Below are 19,276 nucleotides of genomic sequence, written 5' to 3' on the forward strand. Positions count from 1 at the left end.
TTTATTTTTCTCCTCCTAAATCACTTAGCTCATACAAAGCTATTGTTGATGCTACAACAGAAGCTGTCTCAGTTCTCAATATTCTAGGTCCTAATGATACAACACTACAATTATCTTGTTGTACTTGTTCTATTTCTTCTTCAGAAAATCCACCTTCAGGACCTACAAAAATTCCAATACTATCTATATTAGAATCACATTTTTTAAGTGCATGCTTTATTGAAACTGTTCTTTCATTTTCATAAGGGCAAATATTTATATTATTTTTCTTCATATCTTCTAAAGCTTCTCTAAAACTTAAAACACCTCTTAGTTTTGGTATTTTACCTCTTTTACTTTGCTTTGCTGCTTCATAAATTATTCTTTCCCAACGTTCAAATTTTTTGTCTTCTTTTTTGTCATCAACTTTAGCAACACTTCTCTTCGTTTGAACTAATATTATTTCTTCTACTCCTACTTCAGTTAATTTTTGAAGTATCATCTCCATTTTTGGAGCTTTGGGAAGCCCCTGATATAACCTTATTTTAAGTGCTGATTCTCTATTTATATCAACTTTTTCTAAAATATTTAAATTAACCACACTTTTATCTATATTCGTTATCTCACAAATATACTCATTATTATCTTTGTCACATACCTCAAGCTTCTCACCTAACTTACATCTTAAGACTTTTGAAATATGTTTTACATCTTCACCTTCTATAGTGCAAGTTTTATCTTGTAGATTTATATTATTTTTTTCAACAAAAAATCTGTCCATTATACTCCACCATACCTTCTATTTTTTAAGCTTAGAAACTATTGCTGACCATTCACCTAGTTTTTGAACTTCAACTATTTCAAATCCATTTTCAATTAAACTTTCTTTAACTTCTTCAACTTTATCCAGAATTATACCTGAAGATATGAATATAGCATCTTCTTTCATAAAGTTTTGTACATCTTTTGCAAGTATCTTTATTATGTCGGCTATTATATTTGCAACTATTACATCAGCTTTATCTTTTATTACATCAGTTAAATTGCCATGCATTACAGATACATTTTCTTCAACTTTATTTTCAATTACATTTTCTTTTGCAACTTTTACTGCCACTTCGTCTAAATCTACAGCTATAACTTCTTTTGCCCCTAATTTAGCTGCTGCTATTGCAAGGATTCCACTACCACAACCAATATCAAATACTTTAGAATCTTTATTTACATATTTTTCTAATTCTCTGATACACATACTAGTAGTCTCATGTGTCCCTGTACCAAATGCCATACCAGGGTCAAGCTCTATTATTAAATCCCCTTCTTGCATAGTATAATCTTCCCATGTAGGTTTAACTACTACTCTTTGCCCTACTTTTGTTGGTTTGTAATATGCCTTCCATGCATTTGCCCAATCAGCTTCATTTACTTGGTCTAATGATACACTTCCTTCACCTATATCTATACCAAAATCTTTTAATCCTAAAACTTTTTGCTTTATTATTTCGACAAATTCCATCACATTTTTTTCTTCCGAAACGTAAGTTTTTATAAGTACGTTGTCTTCTTCATTCTTTTTAAATACTTCTTCTTCAACATAATCCCAATCTAGTTCATTTTTCTTTTGAAATAAAAAGTCTTTTGGGTCTTCTATTACAGCCCCACCAGCTCCTTGTTCATATAGTATGTTTGTTATAGGCTCAACTGCTTCTGTTGTTGTTTTTATAGTTACTTCTATCCAATTATTCATAAGTTTACCTCTCTTCTATATAGTAATATTCCTGTTTTTCCATAACTTTTATTATATCATAAATATTGTGCTTTTTTGTTTTATAAATTTTTATTAATAATATCTTAATGACGTAGACTTTTCAATTTTTACTAAATTAAGCCTAGAAGTAGTAGCCTAGAAGGCATAAATTATTAAATTCTACTAAAATAATAATAGATGTCTCTTTTTAATATCTTTTGCAGATTACATAATAATCTACATTATATGTAAAAATAATAGTAACTACATTATTAAACAAAAAAGTTTAGCTATTTTACACATTTAATAGAATAAAAAAATTTGATATTATATAATTAAAATTTAAATATTAAGGAGAACACAATGTCAGAAGTAATCTTAAAAAATATATCAAAACTCTACTCTAATGGATTTAATGCAGTAAAAAATATAAATATAGATATCAATGATAAAGAGTTTATCGTTTTAGTAGGTCCATCTGGTTGTGGTAAATCAACTACACTTAGAATGATTGCTGGTCTTGAAGAAATATCTGAAGGAGAACTATACATTGGAGATAAACTAGTCAATGATATAGAACCAAAAGATAGAGATATAGCTATGGTTTTTCAAAACTATGCTCTATATCCACATTTATCAGTTTATGAAAATATGGCATTTGCACTTAAACTTAGAAAATTATCCAAAGATGAGATAGATAAAAAAGTTAAAGAAGCTGCTAAAATATTAGATTTAACACCCCTTTTAAATAAAAAACCTAAAACATTGTCTGGTGGACAAAGACAAAGAGTTGCTCTAGGACGTGCAATAGTTAGAAATCCTAAAGTATTCTTAATGGATGAACCTCTATCCAACTTAGATGCAAAACTTAGAACTGCCATGAGAACAGAAATAACTAAGCTTCACCAACAGCTTGGAACTACATTTATCTATGTGACACATGACCAAGTTGAAGCTATGACTATGGCTGATAGAATCGTAGTAATGAAAGACGGAGTGGTTCAACAGATTGCAACCCCACAAGATGTATATGACTATCCAACTAATATCTTTGTTGCAGGATTCATTGGAGCACCACAGATGAATTTTATTGATGTAACATTAATAGAAGATAACAATGAAATATATGCAAAAAATGAAAATATTAAACTTAAATTAGATAAAGAAAAACACTACGATTTAATAAAAGATAATTATATTAATAATGAAGTTGTTATAGGCATCAGACCAGAAGATATTCATGTAGAAGATGCTTTTATTAAAGCCAATCCAGACACTTGTTTTAAATCAAAGATTGAAATAAAAGAACTCATGGGAGCAGAAACTTATGCTCATTTAAAACTGGGTGAAAATACGATAACAATTAGATTTGATAGTAAAAACAGAATTAATGTTGGTGATGACTTAACACTTTCAGTTGATAACAGTAGAATACACATATTTGACAAAGAAACTACTTTGGCTATAAGATAAGGATATAATCTTATTTTTAAGGAGACTTTATGGAAGATTTAAAAAGTTTTTTAGAAAGACAACTTAATAAAAAAATAAATATCTATCCGTATGAAAATCAAAGTTTGAACTCTAATAGCAATTTAGTTACTTTCAATAATACTATTTATGTTGTTGATTTTCTAGATGAAAATAATTTTGATAATCTAAAAGGTAACTTTTATTTAATTTATCAAGCCCATATAGATTTTGAATATCTAAAAAATATTTTTTACAACTTATATGATGATATAAATATAATACAACACAATGATTTCTTTGTTGTAAATTCTAAATACGACTTAGATATTAATGTAACTACACAAAATATAATTGAAACTGAAACTTATCAAAGTACCTATATTTTTTATCTTGGTGAGTTAGATAATAAATCTGACTTTAATTTTAGAGTTCAATTATGTTCTGATTTACTGCCTTCTATTGTAAAAGATAATGCTGAAAATAAATTTTTAAATTTATTTGACCTTATTAGATATAAAACTTTTGATTTGATTAACAAGGACAATATACTTAATAAATTAATAGACTTTAATAAGATTAAATCTATTGATGAAGAACTTCTATATACAGGAATAAAGTTTATAAATAATGACTTAAATATTTCTAAGACATCTACTAGTATGTTTTTACATAGAAATACGCTAGTCTATAGGTTGGAAAAGATTAATGATATACTTGGATTTGATTTAAAGAACTTTGAAAATGCAATGATTTTTTATCTGAGTGTCAAATCTTATTTTCTATATAAAAAAATTTAAGTACTAAATTAAGCAGAACTTTGAAATATTAGTTCAAAGTTCTGCTTAATTTTAATTCATAATATTGTATACCTATTAAGTATTCTTCATTTCAAGGCTTGAAGTTTATAAATATCAATCACTCATGTTTTACAAACAATATTTTCAAATATATTAAATGTTAAACCTATTAAAGGCATAAATTTACTATTTTACTGTTCTTAATTCTTTCTTTAAAACAAAATTCAATAAAAAACTTATTGTACCTAAAACCACCATAACATAACCTAATATTTGAAACTGTGCTGATGTTATGCTTGCTTCAAATACCATTCCAAGTAAGACCGTTGCTAAAATGGAACCTAAATAACGACTAGTTTGAAATAGACCTGAAGCTGTTCCTATACTGTCAGAAGGGCTTTCTTTAAACATAGAGGATTGTAATGCCACATTTCCAACTCCATAACTAATACCTGCTAATGATAAAATAATACCCTTTCCAACTACTGGTATATGAACAAAAATTATCGCAAGAAGTACTGCACTAATCAGCATAAAAATTGATGACATCATCAGAGGCAATCTAGTACCAGATTTGTCTATCCATCTCCCAGTTAATGGAGATATAAATATACCTATACCAGACATAAATAACATAAATAACCCAGTCGATTTTGCACTATAATGTAGTGCATCTTGAAAGTAACTAGGAAGACCAAAAAACAAAATATAATTAAAGAAATTTAATATAATAAACTGTAAGTAAACCTTTGACAGTTTAGGATTATTTACAAATAACTTAATATCTATAAATGGTAATTTTGTTCTAAGCTCATGCCAAATAAAAATACACATCAATATTACACCCAATACAAGTTGTTCTAAATTAAGAGACTCTTTCATAGATAACAAGAATATTAATAAAAAAATCATTGCAATTGAAAATAAAAGTATACCAATAATATCTAATCTCGATAAAACATTTTTTAAAGTCTCTTTTATACAGTTTTTCCCTTTTGTTTCTTTTGGAAATAAAAAATATCCTAAACATATAGAAACTATAACAATAGGTATGTTTACAAGAAATATAGCATGCCATCCACCTAAATCCAACAATAATCCCCCAAGTGTTGGCCCCAATCCTGCTGTAGTTGAAGCAAAGATGGTTAAAACAGCCAATGCAGAAGATTGTCTTTCCTTTATATTATTTTGTATAAGAGCAACACCAGATGGATATAGAGTACTTGTTCCAATAGCCTGAATTACTCTTATAAAAATCAATATAAAAAATGATTGAACAAATGGTACTATAGATGCCGACAAAATCACAAGTATCAAACCACTCAAAAACAAGACTTTCCTACCTATTAAATCTCCTATCTTCCCTGAAACTGGTTGTGCAATGGCACTAGCTAAATAAAATGCTGAAACAATCCAAGACACCGTTGTAAAGCTAATATGAAAATCATTTTGTATACTATGTAAAGCAAGTGAAATCATAGAGGAATTGAGAGGATTAAGCATAGTTCCTGAACCTATAGCTATCAAAAAAAGTGTTCTTCTAGCATTTATTTTACTCATATATCATGCCTCCAATAAGCAACTCCTTTACCTTATAAAAAAGCTGCTCCTATAATTCCTGCGTCTGAACCTAAAGTTGCACATGTAATTGTAGCTATCTCTTCTTTTTTGCACAATACAAATTTTCTTACCAAATCTTCTATTCCATCAAGTATTATATCACTAGCTTTAGAAATACCTCCACCAATAGATATAATTTCTGGGTCTAAAGAATTTATTGTATTTGCAAAAGTCTTAGCTAAATATTCTTTAAATCTATTTATTACTTCAATTGCAACTTCATCATTTTCTCTATATGAATCAAACACCATCTTTGCATTTATATTTTCTAAATTTCCTTCTGCTAAATCTAAAATCATACTTTCTCGTCCCTCTTGTATCAACTTTTGAGAATACTTTATAATTGCAGTCGCTGAACAAAAAGTTTCTACACAACCATTATTTCCACAATTACAATCAAAATAGTTTTCTCCTATAATTTGATGACCTATTTCTGAACCTAATCCATGTGCTCCAGAAAAAACTTTTTGATTAATTATTATTCCTCCACCTACACCAGTTCCTAAAGTATATAAAACACCAACATTAGCACCCTTCATACTTCCAAATTTTGCTTCTCCAAGTGCTGCTACTGTTGCATCATTTTCTCCATTAATTTCAACATTTGGAAAGATTCTTTTTAGTTCCTTATTAAAATCTTTTCTCTCCCATTTTAAATTTACACAGGTTACTAAATCATCTTTATTTATAAATCCAGGTACACCAAATCCAATAGATTTTATATTGTTAATAGTAAGTTTATTATCTTCTAACAACTTATCAATCATTACTTTTATATCATTAAGTACTCCTTCAAAGCCTTTTTCAATCACGGTCTTACATTCCGACCTAAAAAGTATTTTACCATTATCATCAACTACCCCTGCTTGTATACCTGTTCCACCTATATCTACACCTATATAATACATCTTTCTTCACCTTTCTCTTTTGAATCATTTAATTTTACTCTATATTTTATTATATATATAGTATATTAAAATGTGACACTATGCAAATTTTTCATAACAGTTTATACACAAAGTAAAAACATCTTCCCACAGTATATCTTTACTGCGAGAAGATGTCTATTTTATTAATTATTTTAATTTGTTAAGCGTTCAAAACAAACTATATTTAAAACAAGTATTTTAAATCTTTATCTCTACTTATTTTTTATCTACAATATTATTTATAACTAAAAATCAAACAAATCTTAAGTATATCTTTTAGTAGGTATAAATTAACTTTCTGCAAAAGCCACTTCTATCTTCATCCAATCTATACTAAAAACCTTAATACACATTACATGTATATTTCTTTACACATACATATATCTAGCTACATATTTCTTTACATACATATCTAGTACAGCAACTAATAATACATACATATTTCTTTACACATGTACATAAAATCAATTTATAATTATTTTCCTTTAACTTAATTATAATTAGATAAATCTTTTGTAAAAATTTTAATTTACACTATACAAAAGATTTAAAAATTAGATACCTTGTCTATATAACATTACTATTTTACTATCAAAGGTTTAAGTCTAGGTAATTACAATAATTATCCCAGCTTATGAGTTTTTCCAGTACTTAATACAGCACTAAAAGTATCTAATTTTATCTTATAGATTATAATTGAGTTTTCTTCATCATTTGGCAGTACCACATCCGTTCCCACTGGAATCACCCCTTTCTATTGTTTGATTATATTATAGCATATTATATATTGTGAGACAAGTATTTTTCAGAAAATTTTCTATATTCAGTTTTAATTTTTTTACATGAAAATAGCCAATATAAAAATCATAATATCCGTTGAAAATCTCTCAAATAACTAAGATTTCAAAAATATGATTATATATTGGCTACTTTAATTACTTTTTCTTAAACATATCTTCTATCTTCTGTCCAAATGTTTTTTTCTTTTCGTGGACGTTCGACCCACACTCCTTCGCAAATTCTCTTAATAGATCTTTTTGCTTGTCGTTTAATTTTTTAGGGATTTCAACTACAACTTTAACATACTGGTCTCCTCTTGAATTACCCCTAATTCTAGGAATTCCTTTTTCTTTAAGTCTAAATACAGTTCCAGTTTGTGTTCCTTCTGGTACACTGTATTTAACTTTTCCATCCAAAGTAGGTACTTCTATCTCATCACCTAAAGTTGCTTGAACAAATGTAATTGGCATCTCAAAGTAAATATCATTTCCATCTCTAGTAAATAGTGGATGTGACTTAACATTAACTACAATATATAAGTCTCCTCTTGGAGCACCTTTTTCTCCTACTTCACCTTGACCAGAAAGTTTTATCATTTGACCATCATCTATACCTGCAGGTATATCTACTTCTATAGTCTTAACTTTTCTTGTATTTCCAGTTCCGTGACATTTACTACATGGAGACTCAATAACTTCCCCAGTTCCATTACAAGCACTACATGGTCTTGAACTTGCTATATTACCAAATGGAGTTCTTTGAACAGTTCTAACTTGACCAGTTCCATTACAAGTTGAACAAGTTTTCTTTGATGTACCTGGTTTTGCTCCAGTTCCATCACACTCTTCACACTCTTCACTTCTGTTTACCTTTATAGACATCTTTTTACCAAATGCAGCTTCTTCAAAAGATATACTAACACTTTGTCTTATATCCGCACCACGTTGAGGACCTCTTCTTCTCTGTCTTCCACCTCCGAAGCCTCCTCCAAACATGTCACCAAATATATCTCCAAACATATCTTCAAAACCACCAAAGCCTTGACCGTTAAATCCTCCTTGACCACCAAAGCCTCCTTGGCCATTTAGTCCATCATGCCCAAACTGGTCATAAGTTTTTCTCTTTGTATCATCTGATAGTACTTCATAAGCTTCATTTATCTCTTTAAATTTTTCTTCTGCTTCTTTATCTCCAGGATTTCTATCTGGATGGTACTTCATTGCTAATTTTCTGTAAGCTTTTTTTATTTCCTGAGCTTCTGCACCTTTACTGATGCCTAAGACTTCATAATAATCCCTTTTTGTACTCAAAAATTGACACCACCTTCATTTTACAAAACGATAGCTTGTAGAATAATAAACTACAAGCTATCATTAATTCTTATATTCTACTTTAAGTTATATAATCTATGATATATTATATTCTTTATGATGTATATTGTCCATATATCTTTAATATCTATATGATTTTCATAAATCATATATTATCTAGCTATAATTTAGCGTTACATATTATATATCTTATTTGTCTTCATCTACTTCTTTAAAGTCAGCATCTACTACATTGTCATCTTTAGGTCCATTGTCTTGAGCTTGTTCTGCACCTTGTGCTGCTTGTTGTTCTTGCGCTGCTTGTTGGTACATTTCTTGAGATACTTTTTGGAACTTAGTCATTACTTCGTCTGTAGCTTTCTTAAGTTCTTCTGCTGTAGCATCTTGTTTGTCTTTTACAGTTTTTAAGTTTTCTATAGCTTTTTCTATATCCTCTTTATCACTTGAACTTATTTTATCTCCAAGTTCATTTAAAGTCTTTTCAGTTTGATATATAGTAGATTCAGCTTGGTTAAATGCTTCTATTTTTTCTTTCTTTTGTTTGTCAGCTTCTGCATTCATTTCAGCTTCTTTTACTTTTTGCTCTATCTCAGCTTCTGATAAATTAGTGTTTGATGTTATAGTTATTTTTTGTTCTTTTCCTGTACCTAAGTCTTTAGCTGAAACATTAACTATACCATTTGCATCTATATCAAATGTAACTTCTATTTGAGGTATTCCTCTTTGTGCTGGTGGTATATCTGTTAATTGGAATCTTCCTAAAGTTGTATTGTCATAAGCCATACTTCTTTCACCTTGAAGAACATGTATATCAACAGCTGTTTGATTATCAGCAGCAGTTGAGAATACTTGAGATTTCTTAGTTGGTATTGTAGTATTTCTTTCTATTATCTTAGTCATTACATTACCCATTGTTTCTATACCAAGAGATAATGGAGTAACGTCTAGTAATAATAAATCTTTAACGTCTCCTGCTAAAACTCCTGCTTGTATAGAAGCTCCTGCTGCAACACACTCATCTGGATTTATACCTTTGTGAGGCTCTTTTCCTATAAATTTCTTAACAGCTTCTTGTACTGCTGGTATTCTTGTAGAACCACCTACTAATAATACATCATCTATATCACCTGTAGAAAGTCCTGCATCTTGTAAAGCTCTCTTAGTTGGTTCCATAGTTTTTTCAACTAAACCTCTAGTTAATTCTTCAAATTTAGCTCTTGATAAGTCTATATTTAAGTGTTTTGGTCCTTCTGCTGTAGCAGTTATGAAAGGTAAGTTTATGTTTGAATTCATTGTTGATGATAATTCTTTCTTAGCCTTTTCTGCTGCTTCTTTTAATCTTTGAAGAGCCATATTGTCATTTCTTAAGTCTACACCTTCAGCTTTTTTGAATTCATCTGCTAAATAGTCTATTACTATTTGGTCAAAATCATCTCCACCTAATCTATTGTTACCAGCTGTAGCTAAAACTTCGAAAGTTCCATCTCCTATTTCAAGTATAGATACGTCAAAAGTTCCTCCACCTAAGTCAAATACTAAGATTTTCTTTTCTTGGTCTAATTTATCCATACCGTAAGCAAGTGCTGCTGCTGTTGGTTCATTTATTATTCTCTTAACATCAAGCCCTGCTATTCTACCAGCATCTTTAGTAGCTTGTCTTTGAGCATCTGTAAAATAAGCTGGAACTGTTATAACTGCCTCTGTTACTGTTTGTCCTAAGTAACTTTCTGCATCTGATTTTAATTTTTGTAATATTATTGCTGATATTTCTTGTGGAGTATATGATTTTCCATCTATATTTACTTTGTAATCAGTTCCCATATGAGTTTTTATAGAAGTTATTGTTTTATCTGCATTTGTAACTGCTTGTCTTTTTGCAGGCTCTCCAACTATTCTTTCACCATCTTTTGTAAATGCTACTACTGATGGAGTAGTTCTCATACCTTCGCTATTTGCTATTATTTGTGCTTCTCCACCTTCTAATACTGCAACACATGAATTTGTTGTTCCTAAATCTATTCCTATTATTTTTCCCATGACTAAAATCCTCCTCGAGTAATTATATAATTAAGTTTTACTTATTTGAATATTTTATATTAGGTTAAATAATTTAACCTTTAATTTATATTTAGCAAGAAACTTTAACCATTGAAGGTCTTATAACTTTAGTTCCTAGCTTATATCCTTTTTGAAGCACCATTACTATTTGATTTGCTTCAACTCCATCTACACTTTCTTGCATAACTGCTAAGTGTAAATTAGGGTCAAATTCCTTAGATTCTGCTTCTATTTCTTCTACTCCAAATTTTACTAGAGTGTCTATTAACTGTTTATGTACAAGGCTTATACCCTTATACATAGTATCTTCCTTATCTTCACATGCATCTAAGGCTCTTTCCATACTATCTATAACTGGTATTAACTCAGTTATTATCTTTTCATTTGCAAACACACCTATTGTCTCTTTTTCTTGTTGAGTTCTTCTTCTATAGTTTGCATATTCGGCTTGAAGTCTTTGATATTTATCATTTGATTCATCTAATTCGTCTTGCAATTTTTTTTCTGCTAATTTAGAATTTATATCTGTTACATTTTCATCATCAACTTCTTTTTCATCACTTGTTTCACTTGATTCCTCACATTCTTCATTAACAATTTCCTCTTCTAACTCTACTTGAGTTTCAGATTCTTGGTTAATAGAAGTATCATTTTCTTCTTTTACTTCCTGTTGCTCATTTTTTTTATCCAAGACTTTACACCTCTCAATTTAAAATTTCTTTACTTTCTATTAATTAATAAACTCATATAATTTATTATAGAGTAAATCCTAGCATAATCCATTCTTGTAGGGCCTATAAAACTTATTCGCCCAACCAAGTCTCTATCTACATTATAAGTTGCTGTAACTATACTACAATCCTGTGCCAATTCACAATCATTATCACTACCAATTATTATATTTAGATTGTCCTTTTGTATTCCCTTTGATTTAATTATGTCAGCTATTGTTTCCTTTTTTTCCAACATATTTAAAAATGACTTTGCTTTTAATACATCATTAAATTCTGGATAGCTAAATATATTAGTAGCTCCATTTAATGATAGAGAAAAATCTTCTTCTTTCATATTTGAATTCAAAGCATTTAAAAGCTCATCTATAAGTCCAGAATACTCACTTATTTCGTATTTAATAAAAGCAATTAGATTATCATCCAAATCTGTTATACTTTTACCTAAGAGCTTCCTTGTAAGATTATCAGAAATCAAGTTTAACTTAGATTGATCTAAATATACATTAGTTGTAAGGTTAGCTTTTTTTAAATCTCCTTTATCTGTTACAACTATAAGTAAAATATTATTGTCATTCATAGCAACTAATTGTATGTGCTTTATAACACTTTGATTTATTAAACTCTTAGTAACTGCTACAGTCGTATAGTTTGTTAGTTGAGATAATAGCTTGGAAGTTTCATGAATCAATTCTTTTATATGATTTATATTATGATTCATACATTGCTCAATAAGAATCTTATCATTATCATCCAATTCGCTTTTACTCATAAGAGAGTTTACATATAACTTATAGCCTTTTTCAGACGGAACTCTACCCGCAGAAGTATGAGGCTGAATCAAGTACCCTAATTCTTCAAGGTCAGCCATCTCATTTCTTATGGTAGCAGCACTAACACCTAAATCATGTCTTTTAGATATTGTTCTAGAACCTATAGCTTCAGCTGTTTCTATATAATCTTTAACTATAGCTTTGAGGATATTTAATTTTCTTTCATTTAATTCCATCTCAGTATGCCTCCTAGCTGTTAGCACTCACCAAGTTTGAGTGCTAAAAAGATTATATATATTATATACCATTATAAATTTATTTTGTCAACACTTAAAAAATCATTCCATAAATTCTATAAATATACTATTAGATATTTCCCTTCCCTTTTGAGTTAATTGTATACCTTCAAAGCTCTGATTTATAAGCTTTCTATCTGATAGCATTTCTATTTGCTTACTATATTTTTCTTTAAAATCTAGTCCAAATTTTTTTTTGAAATCTTCAAATTTTATACCTTTGTTCATTCGAAGTCCCATAAATATTTTCTCTTCTATCATATCTTTTTCAGAGAGAATCTCATTTTCTTGTATTGGTTTTTCTCTTTTTGCTAAACTTAAATGATAGTCATCTAAAGATTCCAAATTATTATATCTATTCTTATTAATATAGCCAGAAGCTCCTGCTCCAAGACCTACATAATGTTCACATTCCCAATATAAAATATTATGCTCACAATTATAACCTTCTTTTGAGTAATTTGATATTTCATATTGATTATATCCTTTTGATTTTAGATAGTTTATTGTATACTCATACATTTCTATGTCCACATTTTCATCTATAAGTTCAAACTTATTGCTCTCATACATATTATATAGCTCAGTACCCTCTTCTAATATAAGGGAATAGGCTGATATATGTGTTGGATTTAAGTCTGTAATTTTTTGAAGTGTTTCCTTCCAGTCATATAGAGTTTGATTTGGAAGACTGTACATTAAATCTATATTAATATTTTTGAAACCTACACTTAATGCATCTTTATAGTTTTTCTCAAATTCTTCATAAGTATGTATCCTTCCTATAAAGTTCAAATGCTCTTCTTGAACAGCTTGCAAGCCAATACTAAGTCTATTTATACCAATGTCTTTCATAGCTTTTAATTTTTCTAATGTCAATGTACCAGGATTACACTCTATAGTTACTTCTGCATCATCATCCACATTAAACATTTCTCTTATGCTTGTAAATACTTCTCTTATTTCATCAGATGTCAGTATACTAGGTGTACCTCCCCCTACAAAAATACTAGTTATTGTATCATTTCCATTTAGACAGTAATCTTCTTTATCTTTATTATCTTTGTATAATTTATTACTGTATAACTCCATTTCAATTTTTAAATCTTCTATATATCTTCGTTTTGAATCTATGTCCATTTTGTAAGAATTAAAGTCGCAATACTTACATTTCTTCACACAAAATGGAATATGTATATAAAGTCCTAACATTTTTTATTCCTCATTTCTTAAATTATCTTAAAACATCAGTTACTAAATTATAAATCAAACAGGATATCACATCAAGTAACATATAAAACACTTATATTATGTAATATTATAAAAAATTTGGATAAAAGTAAAAATTAACTTTTATCCAAATTCATCTAACTTAAACTAAGTACTTATCTTTTCTTCATATAATAATACACTGGTAGACCTAATAGTGTTATAAATATTCCACCTAAAGATATTACGGTTGAAGTCAATAGTTGATTTATTATTACAAACAGACCTCCCAGTATAGCTATGATTGGTATTATTGGATATAAAGGAACTCTATATGGTCTGTGTAAATCAGGTTTTTCTCTTCTAAGTCTCATGACTCCTATGAAAGTCAGTACATAAAATACCCATATCGAAAATATGGTTAAATCTGTAAGAAGATTAAATTGACCAGATAATGCATATACACAGGCTAATACAGTTATAAGTAATATTGAATTTACAGGAGAACCTCCAGAATTTACTTTTAAAAGAGCTTTAGAGGCTGGTAAAGTTCCCATTTCAGCTAGTGTATATGGTATTCTTGAACCTGTCAATAAATATCCATTCAACGTACCAAATACTGATACTAATATACCCACAGTTATTACTTTTCCACCTAAATTTCCAAATAATCTTGTTGCGACTAATGTAGCTGGTGAGGTAACTGTTGCTAATTCACTTGCTGGCACTACCCAAAGATAAGCTATATTTATTATAATATAAACTGCCATAACTAATGATAAACCACCAACTATTGCTCTTGGCAAATCTTTCTCAGGAGACTTCATTTCTCCTGATATAGCTCCAACATTTATCCATCCATCATATGCAAATAAAGTTGCTATTAATACTTGTCCAAGTGCATTTGATATACTGACACCATCGCCTACAAATGGACTTAACACTTCACTACTTTGACCTTTAATAAATCCAAAAATTATTATTAAAATTAAAGGTATCATTTTTCCAACAGTTGCTACTGTCTGAACTTTTCCCCCTAGGGATGAGCCTATTATATTTAGTAATGCTAGAAATAATATAACTCCAATTGCTATAGGAAGTACATTAGACATATTATTTGGACTCATGCCCAAAAGCTCAGATGCTTGTTGAGCAAATATTACTCCTAGTGCTGCTGATGTACCTGGGAAAAATAATACAGTTTGCATCCATCCAGTTAAAAAACCTAACTTTTCTCCATATATCTCTTCGATATAAATCATCATACCACCAGTTTTTGGTATAGCAGCTGAGATTTCTGTAGCTGTAAGACCTGCAGTTATTGTTATAAATCCACCTAAAAGCCATGCTATAATACCTAGACCTGGAGCTCCATTAGTTGTAGTGTATATTGCTTGTGGCTTAAAAAAAACTCCCGAACCTATAACCATACCTACAACAGTAGAAAGAGCTGCTGAAAGACCAATAGTCTTTTGTAGTTGAGTACGCATACTGTCCCTCCTCACTGTTTTATAGTGCATAAAATATTAATTTTATAAATTATGGTTTTAGTATTCCCAAAGTTTTTTTTTATATTAATCTGCTAATTTTAGATTAAGTTTCTATACATTTAAAAATTGTACAACCTCAATCTTTAAAACATTCTCTAAAAATTATCTATTTTTTCTAAATAAGTACTGTATTTTCAGCTTTTTAAATTAATTAAACTAAAATTTTTATACTCTATTCTAAAATGTATATATATTTAATACTTTTTCTTTCAGTATTTCTTTTTCATTTAGTTCTGGATTATTTATAACAATTTCAAGCATCTTATTTAATATGTGTCCCATATCTTTACCTGGTTTTACACCTATAGATATCAAATCTTTTCCATTAATAGCTAAATCCTTAATATTAAAACATTCATTTTGATTTATTATGTGTTTAAATTCTTTTTCACACTCGATAAGATTTAATATCTTACTTTTTGCATATTTTGGATTTTTAGCAAGCGTATCTGCCCAATTAACCTTTATTAAATCTTCAAATAGTTCAACATCTTCAAGTTTATTTAATAATTTTTTAATTATTTTCCTTTTTGGCTCTATCCTATAATCATGATACTTTATTAATGTCAAAACTTTATTAATAGTATAATTATCGTACTTGAGTCTCTTTAAAATTCGCTTTGCAATCTTTACAGATTCTCTACTATGAGTATAAAAGTGGTCAATTCCGTTTTTATCAGTCGTTTTAGTTACCTTTTTTCCCAAATCATGAAACAACATTGTAAGCTTTAAATATAATTCATCTTCAATCACTTCTGTAGCCATTAAAGTATGTTTTTGTACATCATAAATATGATACGGATTATGTTGAGTAACTTCTTCTAATTCGCATATTTCAGGAATTATAAATTTCAACAAACCTGTTGAATTTAATAATTCTAATTTAGATGAATCAGATACTAGCATTTTGTTGAATTCTGTTTGGATTCTTTCTATAGAAATATTTTTTATCAAGTCTGCTTTTTTGTGGATACTTTGCTTAGTTCCTTCAGCTATTTTAAAACTGAGTTGTGCCGAAAATCTAACTGCTCTAAGCATTCTAAGTGCATCTTCTTCAAATCTATCTACTGGATTTCCAACACAACGTATATACTTATTTTGTATATCTTCATACCCATTAAATGGGTCAACCAATCCAGTCTTTGCATTGTATGCAATTGCATTGATAGTAAAATCTCTTCTTGATAGGTCCTTAACTATGTTATTTGTAAATTCTATTGAATCTGGATGTCTACCATCACTATAATTTCCATCTATTCTATAAGTTGTTACTTCAAATGGTTCATTACAAAGCATAACTGTTACAGTACCATGTTGTATGCCAGTTGGAATTGTTTTTTCAAATAGCTCTACTACTACTTCTGGTCTCGCACTAGTTGTTATATCCCAGTCATTTGGAATTCTTTCTAACAAACAATCTCTAACACATCCTCCAACTACATATGCTTCATGACCATGTTTTTCTAATTCTTTAATTATATAATCTACTTTTTTAGGAATTTCTATATTAATCATAAATATCACCTTTTTATTTTTCTTTAATATACTCTTGTTTATATTTTCTATTAGTTTACTTAAAATATACCACAAAAAAGCTAGATTAATTTAGAAATAATTCTAAAATCACTCTAGCTTTTAAATATCTTTATCTAAATTTATAAAAATTTATTCATCTAATTTAAGTACAGACATAAATGCTTTTTGAGGAACTTCAACAGAACCAATTTGTCTCATACGCTTCTTACCTTCTTTTTGCTTTTCAAGAAGTTTCTTCTTACGAGATATATCCCCACCATAACATTTAGCAAGTACATCTTTTCTTAACGCACTTATCGTCTCCCTTGCAATAACCTTATTACCAACAGCAGCTTGTATAGGTATAGCAAATTGATGTCTTGGGATTTCCCCTTTTAGTTTTTCACACATTGCCTTGCCTCTATGGAAAGCACGAGTTTCATGAACAATAAAACTAAGTGCATCTACTTGCTCTTTATTAATTAATATATCAAGTTTTACAAGTGTAGATGGCACATAACCTTTAACCTCATAATCAAGAGAGCCATATCCTCTAGTTCTTGATTTCAAAGCATCAAAGAAGTCGTAAACAACCTCATTAAGAGGAAGGTCATAGTGAAGCATTACTCTTCTATCATCTATATATTCCATATTTAACATGTTTCCACGTCTTTCTTGACAAAGTTCCATGACTACACCTACATAGTCTTTAGGAACTATTATATCTCCTTTTACTATAGGTTCTTCTATCATCTTTATCTCAGATGGCTCTGGTAAGTTTGCAGGATTTTGTATCATTACAACTTCTCCATCAATTTTTGTAACTCTGTATATAACAGATGGTGCTGTCGTAATTATATCAAGATTAAATTCTCTCTCAAGTCTTTCTTGCATTATCTCCATATGTAAAAGACCTAAGAAACCACATCTAAAACCAAATCCTAGTGCTGCTGAAGTCTCAGCTTCATACTCAAGTGCAGCATCATTTACTTGAAGTTTTTCAAGAGCATCTCTTACATTTTCATACTTTTCTCCTTCTCCTGGATATATACCACAGTATACCATTGGAGTAGCTTTTTTATATCCTGGTAAAGGTTCATCTGTAGGATTATTTGAATCTGTTATTGTATCTCCAACACGGCAACTTCTTATATCTTTTATGCTTGCTGCAATATAACCAACATCACCTGCTGATAATTCACTAAGCTCAGTTTGACCTGGAGCCATTACACCAACTTCAGTTACTTCAAACTTTTTGTTAGTGTTCATCATTTTTATTGTCATGCCTTTTTTAACAGTTCCTTCAAATACTCTAACATAAGCTACAACACCTTTATAAGCATCATAGTAAGAATCGAATATTAACGCCTTTAATGGTGCTTCATTATCTCCTTTAGGTGGAGGAACATTTTTTACAATATCTTCTAATACATCTTCTATGTTTAAGCCAGTCTTTGCAGAAATAAGAGGTGCCTCACTTGAATCAAGCCCTATTAAATCTTCTATTTCATGCTTTACTTCCTCTGGTCTTGCACTTGGTAAATCTATTTTATTTATTATTGGTAATATTTCTAAATCTTGGTCTATAGCAAGATAAACATTGGCTAAGGTTTGCGCCTCAACACCTTGAGCTGCATCAACTACCAGTAATGCACCTTCACATGCAGCCAAACTTCTTGATACCTCATAGTTAAAGTCTACATGTCCAGGTGTATCTATAAGATTTAAATAATATTCATTTCCATCCTTCGCTTTATACATTAATCTTATGTTTTGAAGCTTTATAGTAATTCCTCTTTCTCTTTCAAGGTCCATATTGTCAAGCAATTGACTTTTCATGTCCCTTTCACTAACAAGCCCCGTTTGTTGTATTAATCTATCAGCTAAGGTAGACTTTCCATGGTCTATATGTGCAATTATACTAAAATTTCTAGTTCTACTTTGTTTATTGTCCACCTTAAAATTCCCTCCTCTTAATTATTCTTATAGTTATTATTTTACATTATATAAAAACTCTTTATATAATTGTAAAACTTTTGAATATAAACTAATTGGCACTAAACAAAATTATCCACATTATATGTGGATTATCAAGTCTAACACTAAATATTATATAATATCATAAACTTAAAGTAAATCCTATAAGACACAGTTAATGCATTTTTATTTTATATCCTAAGAATATATAACTAAAATAAGGTTTATTTTAATCAATAAACCTTATTCACTTATTACTACTTATTAAATTTTTTGATGATTCCATTTATATCAAAGTTCCATATATCAAAATCAAAGTTTGTTATATCAAAATTAATACTTGGAAAATCATATTGTTTCATTCCTAACATACTTTTTGCATTACTATCTACTATAAAGACACAAACTGATGTACCTATTATCATAGTAATCAAAAACACGATTCTCATAATATACTTGTATTTTCTTAGTTTACTTTTACTTTCTATATTTTTTTCTAATCGGCTCATTT

The 19,276-nt window shown here is 29.2% G+C and carries 15 protein-coding genes; 2 read left to right on the forward strand and 13 right to left on the reverse strand.

Going from position 1 to position 19,276, the window contains the following annotated elements; genetic code table 11:
* Position 1: 1 nt before the first annotated feature.
* Together ACTG48_RS13730 and prmA are read right to left on the reverse strand one after the other, a co-directional pair.
* On the reverse strand, positions 2–760 hold the full coding sequence (locus ACTG48_RS13730) for an RsmE family RNA methyltransferase (protein ID WP_021385323.1): 759 nt from the start codon (positions 758–760) through the stop codon (positions 2–4).
* A gap of 18 nt (positions 761–778) precedes the next feature.
* A complete protein-coding gene (prmA, locus tag ACTG48_RS13735) occupies positions 779–1,726 on the reverse strand; it encodes a 50S ribosomal protein L11 methyltransferase (RefSeq protein ID WP_021385334.1) in 948 nt (315 codons plus the stop codon).
* 363 nt (positions 1,727–2,089) lie between these two features.
* On the opposite strand from prmA, the gene ACTG48_RS13740 reads away from it, so the two are divergent.
* Together ACTG48_RS13740 and ACTG48_RS13745 are read left to right on the forward strand one after the other, a co-directional pair.
* On the forward strand, positions 2,090–3,199 hold the full coding sequence (locus tag ACTG48_RS13740) for an ABC transporter ATP-binding protein (RefSeq protein ID WP_021385312.1): 1,110 nt from the start codon (positions 2,090–2,092) through the stop codon (positions 3,197–3,199).
* Between the two features lie 29 nt (positions 3,200–3,228).
* Positions 3,229–3,996 (forward strand): PucR family transcriptional regulator, encoded by a 768-nt coding sequence (locus ACTG48_RS13745; RefSeq protein WP_479917118.1) that lies wholly within the window; start codon positions 3,229–3,231, stop codon positions 3,994–3,996.
* A 186-nt stretch (positions 3,997–4,182) separates the two neighbouring features.
* Here ACTG48_RS13745 and ACTG48_RS13750 read toward each other — a convergent pair whose 3' ends face one another.
* The 11 genes from ACTG48_RS13750 to ACTG48_RS13800 all read right to left on the reverse strand — a co-directional run bounded on the left by ACTG48_RS13750 (position 4,183) and on the right by ACTG48_RS13800 (position 19,274).
* On the reverse strand, positions 4,183–5,556 hold the full coding sequence (locus tag ACTG48_RS13750; RefSeq protein WP_479917119.1) for an MFS transporter: 1,374 nt from the start codon (positions 5,554–5,556) through the stop codon (positions 4,183–4,185).
* A 32-nt stretch (positions 5,557–5,588) separates the two neighbouring features.
* A complete protein-coding gene (locus tag ACTG48_RS13755) occupies positions 5,589–6,524 on the reverse strand; it encodes an ROK family protein (RefSeq protein ID WP_021385304.1) in 936 nt (311 codons plus the stop codon).
* 956 nt (positions 6,525–7,480) lie between these two features.
* The gene (gene dnaJ, locus ACTG48_RS13760) at positions 7,481–8,635 is read right to left on the reverse strand and encodes a molecular chaperone DnaJ (RefSeq protein ID WP_021385307.1); all 1,155 of its coding nucleotides are present in this window, start codon (positions 8,633–8,635) and stop codon (positions 7,481–7,483) included.
* 210 nt (positions 8,636–8,845) lie between these two features.
* The gene (dnaK, locus tag ACTG48_RS13765; RefSeq protein WP_021385295.1) at positions 8,846–10,693 is read right to left on the reverse strand and encodes a molecular chaperone DnaK; all 1,848 of its coding nucleotides are present in this window, start codon (positions 10,691–10,693) and stop codon (positions 8,846–8,848) included.
* Positions 10,694–10,784: 91 nt separating this feature from the next.
* Entirely contained in the window at positions 10,785–11,405 is a 621-nt protein-coding gene (gene grpE / locus ACTG48_RS13770) for a nucleotide exchange factor GrpE (RefSeq protein ID WP_021385289.1), read from the reverse strand.
* 29 nt (positions 11,406–11,434) lie between these two features.
* Positions 11,435–12,454: a heat-inducible transcriptional repressor HrcA gene (hrcA, locus tag ACTG48_RS13775; protein ID WP_004454754.1), complete on the reverse strand. Its 1,020-nt coding sequence runs from the start codon at positions 12,452–12,454 to the stop codon at positions 11,435–11,437.
* 102 nt (positions 12,455–12,556) lie between these two features.
* Entirely contained in the window at positions 12,557–13,726 is a 1,170-nt protein-coding gene (gene hemW / locus ACTG48_RS13780) for a radical SAM family heme chaperone HemW (protein ID WP_479917120.1), read from the reverse strand.
* A 173-nt stretch (positions 13,727–13,899) separates the two neighbouring features.
* A complete protein-coding gene (locus ACTG48_RS13785) occupies positions 13,900–15,213 on the reverse strand; it encodes an APC family permease (RefSeq protein ID WP_479917121.1) in 1,314 nt (437 codons plus the stop codon).
* Between the two features lie 237 nt (positions 15,214–15,450).
* Positions 15,451–16,788, reverse strand: coding sequence for a CCA tRNA nucleotidyltransferase (locus tag ACTG48_RS13790; RefSeq protein WP_479917122.1), 1,338 nt, complete (start codon positions 16,786–16,788; stop codon positions 15,451–15,453).
* Between the two features lie 150 nt (positions 16,789–16,938).
* Positions 16,939–18,744: a translation elongation factor 4 gene (lepA, locus tag ACTG48_RS13795; protein WP_021385339.1), complete on the reverse strand. Its 1,806-nt coding sequence runs from the start codon at positions 18,742–18,744 to the stop codon at positions 16,939–16,941.
* A gap of 278 nt (positions 18,745–19,022) precedes the next feature.
* On the reverse strand, positions 19,023–19,274 hold the full coding sequence (locus ACTG48_RS13800; protein ID WP_021385354.1) for a hypothetical protein: 252 nt from the start codon (positions 19,272–19,274) through the stop codon (positions 19,023–19,025).
* Positions 19,275–19,276 lie beyond the last annotated feature (2 nt).

The organism is Clostridioides sp. LIBA-6822 (assembly GCF_056688955.1).

Coding starts and splice junctions, on each gene's coding strand:
- hrcA (WP_004454754.1), bottom strand. CDS start 12,454: ATGGAATTAAATGAAAGAAAATTAAATATCCTCAAAGCTATAGTTAAA.
- ACTG48_RS13790 (WP_479917122.1), bottom strand. CDS start 16,788: ATGATTAATATAGAAATTCCTAAAAAAGTAGATTATATAATTAAAGAA.
- ACTG48_RS13785 (WP_479917121.1), bottom strand. CDS start 15,213: ATGCGTACTCAACTACAAAAGACTATTGGTCTTTCAGCAGCTCTTTCT.
- ACTG48_RS13750 (WP_479917119.1), bottom strand. CDS start 5,556: ATGAGTAAAATAAATGCTAGAAGAACACTTTTTTTGATAGCTATAGGT.
- ACTG48_RS13730 (WP_021385323.1), bottom strand. CDS start 760: ATGGACAGATTTTTTGTTGAAAAAAATAATATAAATCTACAAGATAAA.
- ACTG48_RS13740 (WP_021385312.1), top strand. CDS start 2,090: ATGTCAGAAGTAATCTTAAAAAATATATCAAAACTCTACTCTAATGGA.
- ACTG48_RS13755 (WP_021385304.1), bottom strand. CDS start 6,524: ATGTATTATATAGGTGTAGATATAGGTGGAACAGGTATACAAGCAGGG.
- ACTG48_RS13800 (WP_021385354.1), bottom strand. CDS start 19,274: ATGAGCCGATTAGAAAAAAATATAGAAAGTAAAAGTAAACTAAGAAAA.
- prmA (WP_021385334.1), bottom strand. CDS start 1,726: ATGAATAATTGGATAGAAGTAACTATAAAAACAACAACAGAAGCAGTT.
- dnaK (WP_021385295.1), bottom strand. CDS start 10,693: ATGGGAAAAATAATAGGAATAGATTTAGGAACAACAAATTCATGTGTT.
- hemW (WP_479917120.1), bottom strand. CDS start 13,726: ATGTTAGGACTTTATATACATATTCCATTTTGTGTGAAGAAATGTAAG.
- ACTG48_RS13745 (WP_479917118.1), top strand. CDS start 3,229: ATGGAAGATTTAAAAAGTTTTTTAGAAAGACAACTTAATAAAAAAATA.